The 14,423-nt window shown below is 37.9% G+C and carries 13 protein-coding genes and 1 pseudogene; 4 read left to right on the plus strand and 10 right to left on the minus strand.

Features of this window, described 5'->3' with window-relative positions; genetic code table 11:
- A pseudogene (locus G4417_RS15480) lies at window positions 1–460 on the minus strand (IS1634 family transposase); the annotation flags it as partial.
- Window positions 461–1,062: 602 nt separating this feature from the next.
- Window positions 1,063–1,293 (minus strand): BhlA/UviB family holin-like peptide, encoded by a 231-nt coding sequence (locus G4417_RS15485; RefSeq protein ID WP_025581193.1) that lies wholly within the window; start codon window positions 1,291–1,293, stop codon window positions 1,063–1,065.
- 300 nt (window positions 1,294–1,593) lie between these two features.
- Here G4417_RS15485 and G4417_RS15490 point away from each other — a divergent pair, with 300 nt between their 5' ends.
- A complete protein-coding gene (locus G4417_RS15490; protein ID WP_173684141.1) occupies window positions 1,594–1,734 on the plus strand; it encodes a hypothetical protein in 141 nt (46 codons plus the stop codon).
- 15 nt (window positions 1,735–1,749) lie between these two features.
- Window positions 1,750–2,118, plus strand: a complete 369-nt coding sequence (locus G4417_RS15495; protein WP_173684140.1) for a sigma factor-like helix-turn-helix DNA-binding protein — start codon at window positions 1,750–1,752, stop codon at window positions 2,116–2,118.
- A 52-nt stretch (window positions 2,119–2,170) separates the two neighbouring features.
- Here G4417_RS15495 and lanM read toward each other — a convergent pair whose 3' ends face one another.
- From lanM to G4417_RS15515, 5 genes are read right to left on the minus strand one after another with little or no spacing between them, the layout of a single operon-like run.
- Window positions 2,171–4,822 carry a type 2 lanthipeptide synthetase LanM gene (gene lanM, locus G4417_RS15500; RefSeq protein WP_173684139.1) on the minus strand — a complete coding sequence of 884 codons (2,652 nt, stop codon included), beginning with the start codon at window positions 4,820–4,822 and terminating at the stop codon, window positions 2,171–2,173.
- 32 nt (window positions 4,823–4,854) lie between these two features.
- A complete protein-coding gene (locus G4417_RS17215) occupies window positions 4,855–4,983 on the minus strand; it encodes a hypothetical protein (RefSeq protein ID WP_255601783.1) in 129 nt (42 codons plus the stop codon).
- 16 nt (window positions 4,984–4,999) lie between these two features.
- The gene (locus G4417_RS15505; protein ID WP_118338613.1) at window positions 5,000–6,481 is read right to left on the minus strand and encodes an ATP-binding protein; all 1,482 of its coding nucleotides are present in this window, start codon (window positions 6,479–6,481) and stop codon (window positions 5,000–5,002) included.
- 3 nt (window positions 6,482–6,484) lie between these two features.
- A complete protein-coding gene (locus G4417_RS15510) occupies window positions 6,485–7,192 on the minus strand; it encodes a LytR/AlgR family response regulator transcription factor (RefSeq protein WP_025579789.1) in 708 nt (235 codons plus the stop codon).
- Between the two features lie 5 nt (window positions 7,193–7,197).
- Window positions 7,198–7,752 carry a hypothetical protein gene (locus tag G4417_RS15515; RefSeq protein WP_025579787.1) on the minus strand — a complete coding sequence of 185 codons (555 nt, stop codon included), beginning with the start codon at window positions 7,750–7,752 and terminating at the stop codon, window positions 7,198–7,200.
- Window positions 7,753–7,870: 118 nt separating this feature from the next.
- Here G4417_RS15515 and G4417_RS15520 point away from each other — a divergent pair, with 118 nt between their 5' ends.
- Window positions 7,871–8,206, plus strand: a complete 336-nt coding sequence (locus tag G4417_RS15520) for a helix-turn-helix domain-containing protein (protein ID WP_025579785.1) — start codon at window positions 7,871–7,873, stop codon at window positions 8,204–8,206.
- Window positions 8,207–8,393: 187 nt separating this feature from the next.
- Complete coding sequence (locus G4417_RS15525; RefSeq protein ID WP_173684138.1) at window positions 8,394–9,287, plus strand: peptidoglycan-binding protein; 894 nt, start codon at window positions 8,394–8,396, stop codon at window positions 9,285–9,287.
- A gap of 145 nt (window positions 9,288–9,432) precedes the next feature.
- Here the strand turns inward: G4417_RS15525 and G4417_RS15530 are convergent, their stop codons facing one another.
- The 3 genes from G4417_RS15530 to G4417_RS15540 form a co-directional block, all read right to left on the minus strand.
- Window positions 9,433–10,191: a hypothetical protein gene (locus tag G4417_RS15530; RefSeq protein WP_025579783.1), complete on the minus strand. Its 759-nt coding sequence runs from the start codon at window positions 10,189–10,191 to the stop codon at window positions 9,433–9,435.
- 239 nt (window positions 10,192–10,430) lie between these two features.
- Complete coding sequence (locus tag G4417_RS15535) at window positions 10,431–13,112, minus strand: Ig domain-containing protein (protein WP_173684137.1); 2,682 nt, start codon at window positions 13,110–13,112, stop codon at window positions 10,431–10,433.
- A gap of 194 nt (window positions 13,113–13,306) precedes the next feature.
- Window positions 13,307–14,275: a Gfo/Idh/MocA family protein gene (locus G4417_RS15540; RefSeq protein WP_173684136.1), complete on the minus strand. Its 969-nt coding sequence runs from the start codon at window positions 14,273–14,275 to the stop codon at window positions 13,307–13,309.
- Window positions 14,276–14,423: the final 148 nt, after the last annotated feature.

Raw genomic sequence — 14,423 nt, forward strand, 5'->3', positions numbered from 1 at the left:
TCATACCAGAACTATACAGTGGATGATTGTATGCGTAATCCGGATAATGCTGTGCCACATTGCTTTCTTCTACAATAGAGTAAGAGGCAAGGTCAAGCAATAATGCCATATCCCGCTCAGAGAAGAACTGTCCGAGCAGCTTGTCTAACGAATAATCCAATACTATTTTATGCATTACAGCATATGTACCAACCCGCAGACAGCTGCTACGTTCTGTCCGGTCTTCCATCCCTGATAAGACTGCATCTGGAAAGTATTTCAGAAAGGCTTCGTTAGGAATCATCATAGTGTCATCATCTGGACATACCTTGCCTATAGTCGCTCTCTGTGGATAGGTATATTTTTTCTCCGGATCATAATAGCGATCATACTCATACTTAATATATGTGATATCCCCGCGTCTTAATCGGGTCAATTTTCCATGCACATCCGGTAGCTTAACTCTTGATTTCAGGTACATATTTGCCTCCTTTATTCAGGTTTATATAGCCCTAAATTTATTGTACAGCACAACCCGTATTTTTGCAATAATTTCCGCAGAAATACGGGCTTTTTTAAAATTTTATTTTCGTTAGGGCTACTCATTTTTGGAAGTTAAGGTAATCATGATGCCTTACTTGTCATGCAAAAAAATCGAAAATGATGTATATAATTTTCCTACATGGCAATACTGTAAGTACAAAGATATATTCGACAGCCGCATAATCATTAATTCGACAGCAAAATTTTACATATCTATTTCTTATCAGAAAGATTTACTTTCCATAGACACAAGAATTTTTACACCCTCGCATAAACACTTGGATTGCGGCCATTTTTTTTAATCTATTTTACACTACCCAAAAGTCAGGTTTTATTATCATAATATACCATTTACTATACGAACATCTGTAAATCTGGGATTAAAAGTATTCTAATGGACACGAATGTTATGCTTATATTCATCTACCATTTTAGTAAACATATTTTTCTCAAATTAACCTATTTTCTTACCTAAAATGACAGAAGCCCTCTCCGCTGGAAAAATATATCCTGCAGAAAAGGCTTTTTTCTTTTCCCTATTTAATTTTTGTTAAAAAGATTATCCTTAATCTCTTTCAGATCGCTTTGAACCTGATTCAGAATCTGAAATTTCTCAGTTAAACTCTCAATCACCGTCTGGTAATTTTTCTCTCGTTCTTCCTGCTTTGTATCCCTCTGTTCATTTGATTTCACAATGTAAATCAGAAGAAAAACCGCAAGCACAGCCCAGATTCCCTGTGAAACTGCCACATTCATAACCGTTGTTTCCATGGTTTCTGCCTCCTTCCTTAATCTTCTTTTATTATGCAAACTTTTTCTATGTTTTGTCTACTAAAAGTCTTTTCTAATCTTATTATTACCGTTTTAATTTAAAGCATATTTCTATTCTCTACAATTATTTTGCAAATCTCTTTTTACCATGTATTTCTTCTCCTATCGCTGATCTAAATTTGCAACCTCACTTAATAAAGAGTTTTTTCTCTTCCATTTGTAAACTCACAAATTTTTTTCTTTTTTAGTTTCTGATCAGCAGTTTTCTTACTACTTCCCCTAAAAAGGAGGTAGATACCTATGAAAACACTGACAGAACTTATCCAAAATTATCAAAATGGTATCCCAGATTCAGACAGTGAAATTCTCAAACGTATGGAACCGCTTGTGAAAGGATATGCATCCCGGATTCACTGCATGGAACGCGAAGATTCCACATAGGAATTGTATCTTACTTTGTTAAAGACATTGCCATATTTAAGTTCTTCATCCTCAGAAGGTGAATGTATCAGATACATGCAGACCTCTGTCGAAAACAGATATCGTTCCCTTTGCCGCAGTTGTCTTTCCGAACCTGAAAAAGATGATTTTGATTCTTGTTCTGTTTCATTACAGGCTCCCGACAGTTTTGATGACACCTATTATGATGTAACCGCATATATCAACTCTTACCCTTCGGACAGTGTCCAGAGAAAAATTCTGTCCATGTACTTTTATCAGGATAAAAGCGATGCCCAGATTGCCCGGAAACTGAAGCTGTCCCGCCAGTACGTCAATCGGATGAAGAAGAAACTAATTCTCAGATATATTTCCGAAAACAAATAAAAGAAACACCTGCTGACCATAAATTTACAGTCTGCAGGTGTTCCCTTAGTTTTCATAAAATTTCCATTAATGCCATTCCCGTACCGGAAATGCCATTCATAAAAGCCAGATTCAGATATTCTGTCCCAGATATTTTTGCCGGGTGATCCAGTTGAAATAAAAGGCAGTCACATAACGCCTCATATTGCTCCTTCATTTTTTTATTACCATATTTTCGAAGGTACTTCTTCATAATAAGTAAATTCCCGGACATCCCATGACACAGACAAATTTTTTCATCCTGTTCTCCATAAAACAAAGAGTCTGCAGCATTTAACCTGTCTTTTTTAATCTGCATATCCTCAGGAAACAGCTCTTCCAGTTTCATTCGTGAAAGCAGGATTCCCGGCGCCCCATGGCACCATGCATTCATGAAGCTTTCCCCTGAACTCTCTCGTAAATCCTTCCAGTTTCCGGCTTTCTCTGAGTACAGAGAATCCTCATATCTCAGCAAAAGCTGTATTTTATCAGCATATTCCGCTTTATGATTACATTCATACAACGCTGCATAAGCCATCAGAAATCCACTGTTGCCATGAGACATTCCAGCCAGCGGTCCGTCTGTTCCTTTTAATCTCCATCCGTATCCATTTCCGGTTTCCTGTCCTTTCTTCCACAAATCTTTTTCCATATCTGCCGCTATTTCATAATATTTCAGATTTCCGGTTTCTTTATATAACATCACTGCCACTACAATAGCTCCGGCATTTCCGCTCAGATAATCCAGTTGTGAATCTTCTTTCCATACCCTCTCAATAATGCTGAAATGCTTTTCCGCATAAATCATCCACACTCTTTTTCCTGTAAGTTTAAACAGATAAAGATAGGTATATACCACCGAGCTTTCTCCATTTACAATACCTGTCAGAAGATTTTTATCATAAATCTGTTTTTTGTGTATTTCATCTGTATAAGCTTTCAATCTCAAAACAGCAAGATGATAAATTTCTTCTGCACTTGCATTCTTTTCTTCAAAATCATGAAGATATTTTGCAAGAAACAAGACTATCCCGGATATTCCATCATATAAATATATTCCACCTGATCTGAGATTCCAGTGACCATTATCCCAGAATTGCAGACCCGCCCAGCCGGCGCTCTGTTCCCGGATAATTGCTCTGCTGCAGATTCGATGAACTATCTTTCTGATCTGACTGTATATTTTGCGCTCTTTATCTGTGTCATATCCCTTTATCCTGGTCGGAAACATCTTTTTCTTTCCATCAGATGCCTTCAGCATTTCCATGGACAGCCTGATATAATCACACTGACATTCCATATCAGAGTAACTCATCTGCTTCATATGCATTCGCCATGGCTCATAAGGAGTACAGGGCAGATATTCTTTATGTTCTCCGCCATTTCCATCATAAACAGATCTGCTGTTCGCATCAATCTCAAAGCAGGGTATATCCATTTCCAGAAGGCTGTCAATTTCATAATCATGAATCTCTTTCATAAAAGAAGATTCCCCCTCTTTGTGAATCACATTCAAAAGAGCTTTCCTGCATTCTCTTGACTTCATATAATCCGGATGAAACGAAGCCATAAGATACATTGCATACTGTTGGGTATGCCGCAGTACAACTCTGGAACGTCCGTCAAAAAAGCCGGACAACATCACCTCCACTTTCTTATCTGCCATTGCCACCATGTACGCTCTGCAAAATCCTCTGATAATGCATTCCGTATAATCTGCCGCATTGATAACCTGATCATTTAGTCTTACAATGCATTCCTTTATCTGCATTTCCACAGGTTCATATTCTATGTGGATATCAGATGTTTTATCATCCTTTACCACAGGAAGTTTAAACGGTGTTTTTATCTTTTCCTCTGTTCCCATTGCACTTATAAGAACTCCTCTGTTTCCTCTGCCCCATGTGAGAACAGGAAGCATTCCTGTATGTATAACCGAATTTGCCAATTTTATCTCTGTACTTTTGTTTATTTTTTCTTCTACACTACTTCCGTCTTTCTCTGATTGTTGTTTTAAATATCCCGGATATGTCTCCATATCGATAATCACAGGATATTCTCCATGTGCAATAATATTTTCACCATGAAGATCTGTTGCTCCGAGGGCATATCCCAAAAACAGATGTATGCCCATTCTGAAATAATAATGCTCCACCTCACTTTCGTTTTTACAGGGAATATTCTCAATTTTTTCTTCCCATCCATAGGAATCATGAGATAAATATTGTACCGTCCTGCAGGAAATTCCTGTTTTTCTGCATAAATAGTTATAAAGTTCCTGATATTTTATATTCTTATCAAGACTATGTGGCTTATAGTACAGAATTGTTCCATTATCCAATTCTACCTTCGCCACACTTCGTCCTCCTCTGTGTATATCGCCTTTCGACATGTAAATTCCCACAGTCCCGGAAAACTTTCTTCCATCACAGAATATTTTTTGTATCTGTTCTTTTTCTGCATAAAGAGATTTCCTGATTTCACATTCTGCTCTCTGGATAGAGTTATTTTTCAATTCAAGCAGACGTTTTAACTCGGGATATTCCTGCAGTAAAGATTTTACATATGTTGCATTGTTAAGATATTTTTTTTCATAATAATCATATTGTTCTTTTGGCGTACTTCCTTTTAGATTTCCAAAATTTTTCTGCCGATGTACATCTAAGATTAATATTTTAAGAAACATAGTTCGATTTTTTCTGCATAAATAATCCAATTTCAGCAACACACTATAGTTCCATATACAATAAAAGACAATTTCTCTTCTATACTTTCCGTATCTATTATCTCTATTTCATCTAATTCTTTTTCCACATTTCCTATTATTTTATCATTCATTTCGTTCATAACCGTCACTCTCCCATTATGTATTATCGCTAATTATTATTTCTACTTCAAAAAAATCTTTATCATATTTAAAATCTATTTCACCATTATACTTTCTTACAATTTGTTTGACACTTTCAATCCCCCATCCGTGCTCATCTTTCTCTTTTTTACTTGTATAAAATTTAGTGTTTTTTTCATAAGGTTTATATATGCTTGTATTCTTTACTTTAAAAATAAACATATCATTAATATTTCGAAAAATACACGTAATTTTACCTTTTCCCTCTTCACACTTTTCAGCAGCTTCTATTGCATTATCCAAAAGATTTCCTAGGAGTACAACAAAATCTATGTCTTTCATCGGAATTTTTTCTATTTTTGAATCTACTTTAAAAAAAATATTCTTTTCTTCCATTTTTCGCACTTTTATATTCAACATAAAATTTATTTCTGGAATTCCTGTCCACGCTACTCCACTATATCTAATGCTTTCTCTCTTGTAATGATTCAAAAAAGTGATACATGAATCCAGTTCTCCATTTTCCAGGCATTCTTTTATATATAAAAGCAAATGTTTTTCATCGTGCACCAAACACCGATACCGGTCATATGACATTCTCAATTCTTCATATTCTTCTTCCATTAATTTGCATCTCATATCTAAAATCTGATTTCTCATTTCTAGGGTCTTTTTTTGAAACTTAACATATACACCAATCAATGCTATATTACTAACTGCTAATAAACATGCGGTCATTACAAAATTTTCCTTTTTAATCGTACCAAATTTGTATATGATGCTAACTATTAATAAAACATACTCTAACAATCCAATAATAAAAAGTTCCTTCAGACGTGTACGCAATATTCCTTTTATACTGTTTACTGACAAAATAAATTTAATTATCCAAAATATGAATAAACAGCCTAAAATCCAAAATATAACTTCCTGATATGTATGTCCTCTCGGATATGAATAAAAATCATCCCACTGTTTATGGTTAAACACCCCTGCATATACAACATAAGCCTCTTTTATCAATCCTATATTAACTGCATAGAAAAAATTCCAAACATATGCCTGTTTAAATGTGCAATCAAAGTAGCAAAAAACATATAATACAATTATTCCACTCCCAAGAATAATCATTAACAACGATTGATATCCAGCCCAATACTGAGCAGTTAACCAAAATATCATGCCGATATATAATATTCTTCTTAAGACCATCTCCTTTTTCTTTACAAAAAAAATATCATATATAATTCCTGCAATTAATCCAATTATGTATATACAAATAACTTTTATGACATATTTTTCTATTTTTTTATCAATCTGCCATAATGAAACAGAAAAATTATAAATTCCAAAAAAAATCAAAGAATACAACAGCCATTCTAGAACATAATATTTTTTTTCTAATATTCTTCGTTCAGAAAACGTCTGGCTAAATATCCAGACACCTATCCCTGTCTCCATAAACGTTGCCAGTCCATACAATAAAACTTTCAGCATTCTTCATACCCCCCAGTAATTCAGAATTGCTTCTCTGACACCTTTGAATCTTTCTCTGCCAACTGTAATAATATTACCGTCCCGCATATAAAGATCCCTTCCTTTCATCTTCATCACATGTTGGATGTTTGCAAGATATCCTCTGTCAGATATAATAAATTCTTTTGAATTCAGTTCCTTTTCTACTGTTGACAGACTTGCTCTGATCTTTACTTCCCCACGCCTGTGCACAAAAATGACATATTTTCCTTCTTTTTTCATATAGAAAATATCAGAATATGCCAGTTTTTCAACTTCATTTCTTTTATTTATGATATAGTACCGCTCTTCTTTCTCCATAATTCCAGGAAGAAGCGCATCATAAGCCTGCGGAAGTTTTTCCTTCAGACACTCTTTGGGGATATAACGATAGGTGTTTACCTCATATGCTTCTATTGCATAATCCACAAAATTTGTAATAAATATAATAACCGGATCCGGATAAAGTCTGCGAATTTCCCTCGCTGCCTCTATTCCGTTTTCTCCAGGCATCCGGATATCCAGAATATACATATCGAATTTTTCTTCATTCAATCCCAGCAGAAACCATTCCACATTCTGGTATATCGTTACCGTGCAATCTACGTTTTTCTCTGCAAAATACTGTTCTGTGATATCCTTTTCTTTTTTCAGATACATTTCGTCATCATCCAGAATCATTATTCTTATCATAGCAATTATTCCTCCATGAATGTATAAAATCTGAATTTCTTCACATCATAAAAATAACTTTCATCCTTATTGATGACCAGCTCATAAACCTCGATATCCCCTTTGGTTGTCACATCAGTTCTGTGATACTGATAAATGTATCTGCCTTCCTCATGGTTTTTTACCTTTCTGATGATATCATCCACCAGTTCTCCGATTGTCATCGGACTGTCTCTGGAAGGTCTCCATCTTCCAATCATACCACGAACCTGTGACTTGGTCAGTTTAATTCTCTTTCCAAGAAGATATCCTTTCGGGAAAAAGTCTTCTCTGGTCTTTCCTGTCTTTTTTAATATCTCACGTATTGTCTTATTTTCTTCATCTAAAGCAAATCCCATATTAGCATAAGCCTGCATATGAAGCAACGCTAATTCGAGATATTTACTGTTTTCAGATTCTTTATTCCATAACAGTAATTTGTCCAGACTTTTATATACAGTTTCTCTGATTGTAATTCCCTGATTTTGCAAAGTCTGCAAAGAAAACATCATGGTATACAAATCCTTTGTATATTCGTCCATATTCCTATATTCCTCCTGTCATAAAACATATCAAATTTGATTAGTCGCTTGTCATTTATATCCTTATACATATTTAATTCCGTCTGTTAAACTTTATCAAAGGAAAGGATTTTTATTTATGAAAAACAATACTATCGGAAAAAGAATTGCAGAAGCTCGGATCAACAGAAATATTACCCAGGAACACCTGGAAGAATTAAGTGGTTTATCTGTAAGTACGATCAGCCGGATTGAAACAGGTAAGTATATGCCTACTATTGAAAATCTCCTTAAGCTTTCTGAAATTCTTGATGTGGGACTTGACTATTTTCTTTATGATCTGCTTCCTCATAATAAAGATATTCAAAGCCCGGCTATTCAGGATGCGATTTCAATCATGAATCAAATGGGTGAACGCCAGACTGAATACATTGTAAAAATACTGAAAATATACCAGGCCTCTCATCAGGATTAAATATAATTACAATTCGACAATTTTCGTGTTTTTGTCCTCGAAAAGCATTTTTCTGACCTCGAAGCAACAATCAGGAAATGCTTTTTATTTTTTTCTGTTTCATGTTTACATTTTTCCCTTTTCTCACTCTTTATAAGATGTATCACCGGTGAGCAAATAAATAATCAAATTTCAGGAGGATAAAAAAATGACAAAAACAGAAAAAGCAGTAACATGGGCAATTAGAATCGCAAACGATCCGGCACACGGATATGATCAGGATAACAGATGGGGACCGGACTACGATTGTTCTTCACTGGTAATCTCCGCATGGCAGCAGGCTGGTGTTCCTGTAAAAACAAAAGGAGCCACTTATACAGGAAATATGAAATCCGTTTTTCTGTCCTGCGGCTTTAAGGATGTAACTTCCAAAGTTAATCTCAGCACAGGAAGTGGCATGAAACGTGGCGATGTATTATTAAACATCGCAAGTCATACAGTAATGCACATTGGTAATGGTCAGGTGGTATCTGCCAGCAAAAATGAAAATAATGGATATCATGGTGGTAAACCCGGAGATCAGAGCGGAAAAGAGATCAAACTTCAGAGTTATTACAATTTCCCCTGGGATTGCGTTCTCCGTTATACTGAAGATTCTTCAACTACTGATCCTGATCCTGAACCTCAGCCAACTGCAGGAAATGCAAAAATCCGCAAAGGTCAGGGTTATGCCAATAAATTCGCCAATGCAGGAATCTCTATTACCGGAAAAAGAGACGCTGCTACCAAAAAAGCAGGCGTTAAAGTTCTTCAGACAGCTCTGAACAGGGATTATGGTGCCGGTCTGGATGTAGACGGTATCTGGGGAACAAACACAGACAATGCTCTTGGACAGCATTATGTAAAAAATGGTGAAACACAGTATATGGTAACTGCCGCTGAGATTCTCCTTCTTTTACGTGCTTATGATCCAAACGGTGTAGAGATTCCCGGTACCTTTGGCTCAGGACTTCTCTCTGCTGTAAAGGCATTCCAGAAGGCACAGGGCTTAACAGTTTCCGGAACCTGTGACAGAAATACTTTCCTGAAACTGATCAGCTGATCTTTACCAGATAAACATCCGGCAGAATTCTGTCCCCTGATTCTGTCGGATATACCCCTTCACTATTCATGTATATAACAAAAAGAAGCAATTTTGAAACCCATTAAAATGGTCTCAAAACTGCTTCTTTTCGCATTTTTATATTCTACCACGGAACATATTCGCCGCTGTCTTCATCATAATAATACCAGCCGTTTCCTCTGCCTACAGGACTACAGTCAGATTCCGCAGCCTGAAACGGTATATAGGAATTGGTTCCCGGATCCCAGGAATACAGGTCATACGGATCTGTGACCTCTTCTGATGCATCGTGAGGTGCTGTCCAGTAATATTTATTGCCATCCTGATCTGTGACACCATTTTCATTTACCATAGCATCTTCAATATCTTCCCAGCTTCCATAGTAATTTCCGTCACTGTCATACCAGTTTCCATCATCAGCTTCAGAAATCAGCCTTCCATTTCCCTCACTGTCATATATCATTGCCTGATCTGCCCTCTGATCAGATTGAGTACCACCATTACCTGTTGAACCATTATCTTCAGATGCAGAAGTGTCCACCCCTGTGGTCTGGGAATCGTCTGTATCAGTTCCCGCAGTACTGTCTGTTCCATTCTCTGAATTCTGTACGTCGCCTGCATTATTGGATGAAGCAGATATTTTCGTCTTCTTATCCGCAGTCTGATTTGAATCTTCTTTTCCAATGGATGTACTTTTATTTACCTGTTTTTTATCCGGCTGAGATTTTTCTGCTGTTTTTTGTTTTGTCTGTTCGGATTTCTCCTGTGAGTTCTGCGTATAATCAACCTGTGTCTCTGTTTTATTCTGTTCCGCACAGCCAGTCATAGCAGCCGCTGCTGCTAAAATCCCTGCCATAATAATTGCAATCTTTTTCTGCTTCATTTTGTTATCCTTTCTACATTTGTTAAAAATGTCGATGCCTTTATCATAATGTGCTTTTCCTGTTCATTATGACATACTTCACAGGCTTCGATGCCTCATATGTCCCTTATCTGTCATGAAATGTACCCCATTTTTTTCCAAAATCTTTACCCCATAATTTTGCCTTATAAACGCTTGGTAAAAGGGGAATATCTTTTTTCTTAAAAGTGAAATCTCTGTGAAACAAATGGCAGCAGTACTTATTTCACAACTATTTTCTTTATTTTCGACCATTTCGTATAACTTTTTGCATAACCTTTTACATAGGCACGTCCTGCAAGGTAGTAGACTCCGGGCTTCACATTTTTAAAGACCACCGTGGTTTTTGTCTGATTTTTCTTTGTGTAAGCATAACTGCTTACACCAGTATAGCTGCCATTATCAGATTTGGAAACTTTCTTTGCCAGTACCCAGTCTGTTCCATCACAGGACTTTGGAACAGTAAACGTCACCGCCACGTTTCTTTTTGTTCCCTGTCTGGAAACCTTAGCTGATTTAACAGCAGGTTTTCCTGTTACAAGGCTTGTTTTTACAGTTACCTTCCTGACCTCTGCCCATTTACTGAGCACTTTGGTATTGCTCCCATTCAGATATTTATAAGCATGTACGCCAATATACCACGTTCCTGCCGGTACGCCCCGTAAGATAAGCTCTTTACTGCTTCCGGAATACCCACTCTTTACCTTTATATAATCCGATGGTTCTTTTCCGTTCTTACTTCTGGCAGCAACAACATCGTAACCGTCCGGTTCCTCACCCTTGCTGTTAAGTACTATTCTGACATCATTTTTCTTCACCTGCACCTTCTGAACCACAGGTGCGTCCGGAGTCTTTGCCTTTACCGTAACCGGAACCCCGTCTGACCATTCCCCATATTCCATAACATGGCTGCTGTTCTCTTTGTATGCCCTGCAATAAAGACTATGTGTTCCCTCCGGAATATACTTCAGCTCAGGATATTGATTCAGTTCAGAATTTGTAATTTTTGTCTGCGCAGTATAATTCCCCTTTTTCAGATCCTTCTGAGATTTCGCTGTCACAAACTGATAGCCGTCCGCTTCATTGGAAAGATCTCTCAGATAAAGCATTGCATAATTTGTGATCACTCTGGTCCACCGCGTATCAATAACTGGTCTGTTTAATGTCTGATAAGCATCCACCTGTACCATTATCTGTACGGCAGTGTCCAGCCCTTCATTATTTTCATCCTCATTCAGTTCCAGAGATCCGTTGACCAGAAAACTTTGAGCTGCCTTGCTTTTCGGATCATAAGCACAATTCTCCACATCCCACTTCACAGACGCAGAAAATGTTGTTTTCTCTCCATTCACCTCGGCGCCATAGACTTCCAGCGACTTCGGCAGATGCAAAGCATCAGCAGTTTTTTCTGCACCATTGGTAATTCCGGTCACAGGCGCAACAGCATCTGCCAGTCCCTGATAAGTCCGGTCTCCTACAATAAAAGAATTATACAGATTCTGCGTTGTCAGGTGTTCTCCTGCCACTGTTTTCGCAGTCACAGTCACCTGAAAACTATATTTTCCCACCGAAAGCCCCAGTTTGGGCCAGAGTCTCAGTTCTGTGCTCTCCCCAGGTGCCAGATAAGCATTTCCAGATAATAACACACTACATTCTTTACTACGGTTAAAAGACAGCTTCATATCTGTATCAGTAACATTTTTCAGAATATATGTCTTTGCTTCCGGAAGTGTCTTATAGCCCCACTGCATTGTCGGAAAACCCCCGGCAGACTTTTCAGTAATTTCCAGCTGCTTCTTTTCTGTCGGATTCTTCTCTCTGTTCATTGTAACATGAAGAGGATATCTGCTTCCGTCATCTGCGAGAAATGCAAACGATTCATCATAAATTCCGTATTCCTGCTTCGGCAATATATAAAAATAAAGTGTTTCTCCCGGTTTCAGCAGCTTTTTGGAATCCTGTTCCTCATAATCTTCTGTCCACTTTGCCATCTGATCATCCACTTCAAAATTCTTAAGACCAGAAGTATCTATCCGTATTCTGGTTTCCTTTTTTCCTGAATTTCTGACCACTACATACTTCTCCACACGAAATTCCGGGTCATAGAAATCGCTTTCTGTAAATTCTTCTTCTGTACCTGTTTCTATACTCAGCTCATAATCTTTTTCAGAGGAAGCTCCCACAATTACTTTCAGAGTAACCTTACAGGAAGCACCCTCTTTTGTCTCAAATGTCACTGTCTCTTCATAATTTCCGGCAGGCAGATCCTTCTTATCATCAATGTCCACAGCCGCACAACTTCCGGGCTGCATTTCTTCATCCGTATTTGTATCGAAAATCGGTGCGTAGGAAAAATCAAAATATCTGCTCTGCGGAAAATCAGAGAGATGAAGCGAATCTGTTCCTGCATTATAAAGAAATAACCGCTTACGTGACTGTTCTCCCTCTGCATGAATTCCCAGATCGATCAAAGCAGTACCTGATGTCAGCTCATACTGCTTTATAACAGGTTCCTGCTCACGCTGTGCAACATAAAGGCTCAGTTCCTGTGAAGAAACTCCAATACCATTGTCCGCCTGTACAGTAAAGCTGAAACTCCCTTCCTTCTGCGGTGTTCCGCTGATCACTCCCCCGGAAGACAACGTAAGTCCCGCCGGAAGCTCGCTTCCCTCCTCCAGACTCCAGCTCACATCTGTATCAGCTTCAAGCTGTACCTGATATTCTGTTCCAATCTCTCCACCCGGCAGAACCATATCTGTCAATATGGCAGGAATACTCCCTGTTCCATCACTGAAAGATTCTCCCGCCGAAAAAACTTCCGCCCCGCATACTGTTAACGGAGCTGCTGCTGTCATAATTGCCGATAAAAAAACTGCTGTAAAAATTTTGTAATTACTTTTCATTCTTCTCCTCCAGATAATAAAATATAAAAGTATCAATTTACCTAATTAATATTAATATACCACTGGACGGGAATGTTTCTGTAATTACGGAATGACATGTTGTATAATGGTCATGAATATCAGAAAAGCCAGTAATGTTTCGGGTATATGTCAAAAACATTACTGGTCTTTTTTATAAGATTATTCCACACTTTTTATTCGATACAGGGAATCTTATAATTCCAGGATTTACGGATGTCGTCCATGATTTTCATGATCCTTATTGTTTCCGCATGAGGCATTTCCGGACACTCCGTTTTTCCCTCATGAATTGCTTTCATGCAGGATTCTACCTCATATTCATATCCTGAGATCTGTTCCGGCACAACATAAGAAGCCACTTCTTTATGTTCGGTATCAAACACTGTAATCTTTTCCGGATTATTGATATTCTGCACCTGCATATATCCTCTGGTTCCGAAAATACTTCCCATTCTGTCTGAGATTTCTCTTGCTCCACACTGAAGGGTTGCCATGCGGTCTCCCTCAAACACCATGGCAATGCTGTCCAGAATATCCACTCCATTCTGAAAGATTGCAGTAGCCTTTACATCCTTTACCTTATCGCCAAGCACCATGGAGGCAAAATTGATCGGATATACGCCTACATCCAGAAGAGCACCTCCTGCAAGCTCCGGTTTACGGATACGTTCCACATGACTTACTGTATAGCTGAGATTCGCGGTAACTGCCGTAACTTCTCCGATCACACCACTTTCAATAATATCGTTGATCATCTTTCTGGACGGCATATATCTTGTCCAGATTGCTTCTGTGATCAGAAGCTTTTTCTCTTTTGCAAGGTCAAATAATTTCTGTGCCTGCTCTGCATTTACAGTAAATGCCTTTTCACAAAGCACATGCTTTCCCGCTTCCAGACACATTTTCGCATGCAGATAATGGTGTGAATGAGGAGTTGCGATATAAACCAGTCCAACCTCATCATCTGCCAGCATTTCCTCATAGGATCCATATGCTTTTTTTACTTCATATTTCTGTGCAAATACCCGGGCACGTTCCAGATCACGAGCAGCAACCGCATACGCCTCCACATCTTTCATTCCTGCCACTGTTTTCGCCATAGTAGAAGCAATGCCTCCTGCTCCCAGAATACCTAACTTCATTTTACTGTCCGTTACTGAAAACTTATAAAAAGTTATAAACTTCTATGTTTCATTCCTACTTCAACGAGTATGCTTTTGATGATATAAATATCTATCTACTCACAAGTTCTTGTACTCTCCATAGGCGTAAATTCCGGACTAACGTATC

This window comes from Blautia wexlerae, assembly GCF_013300825.1.
Taxonomy (GTDB): Bacteria; Bacillota; Clostridia; order Lachnospirales; family Lachnospiraceae; genus Blautia_A; species Blautia_A wexlerae_B.

Excerpts from the sequence above, each read along its gene's own strand:
- G4417_RS15485 (WP_025581193.1), bottom strand. The coding sequence starts at position 1,293 with ATGGAAACAACGGTTATGAATGTGGCAGTTTCACAGGGAATCTGGGCT.
- G4417_RS15490 (WP_173684141.1), top strand. The coding sequence starts at position 1,594 with ATGAAAACACTGACAGAACTTATCCAAAATTATCAAAATGGTATCCCA.
- lanM (WP_173684139.1), bottom strand. The coding sequence starts at position 4,822 with ATGTTTCTTAAAATATTAATCTTAGATGTACATCGGCAGAAAAATTTT.
- G4417_RS17215 (WP_255601783.1), bottom strand. The coding sequence starts at position 4,983 with ATGAACGAAATGAATGATAAAATAATAGGAAATGTGGAAAAAGAATTA.
- G4417_RS15505 (WP_118338613.1), bottom strand. The coding sequence starts at position 6,481 with ATGCTGAAAGTTTTATTGTATGGACTGGCAACGTTTATGGAGACAGGG.
- G4417_RS15510 (WP_025579789.1), bottom strand. The coding sequence starts at position 7,192 with ATGATAAGAATAATGATTCTGGATGATGACGAAATGTATCTGAAAAAA.
- G4417_RS15515 (WP_025579787.1), bottom strand. The coding sequence starts at position 7,752 with ATGGACGAATATACAAAGGATTTGTATACCATGATGTTTTCTTTGCAG.
- G4417_RS15520 (WP_025579785.1), top strand. The coding sequence starts at position 7,871 with ATGAAAAACAATACTATCGGAAAAAGAATTGCAGAAGCTCGGATCAAC.
- G4417_RS15525 (WP_173684138.1), top strand. The coding sequence starts at position 8,394 with ATGACAAAAACAGAAAAAGCAGTAACATGGGCAATTAGAATCGCAAAC.
- G4417_RS15530 (WP_025579783.1), bottom strand. The coding sequence starts at position 10,191 with ATGAAGCAGAAAAAGATTGCAATTATTATGGCAGGGATTTTAGCAGCA.
- G4417_RS15535 (WP_173684137.1), bottom strand. The coding sequence starts at position 13,112 with ATGAAAAGTAATTACAAAATTTTTACAGCAGTTTTTTTATCGGCAATT.
- G4417_RS15540 (WP_173684136.1), bottom strand. The coding sequence starts at position 14,275 with ATGAAGTTAGGTATTCTGGGAGCAGGAGGCATTGCTTCTACTATGGCG.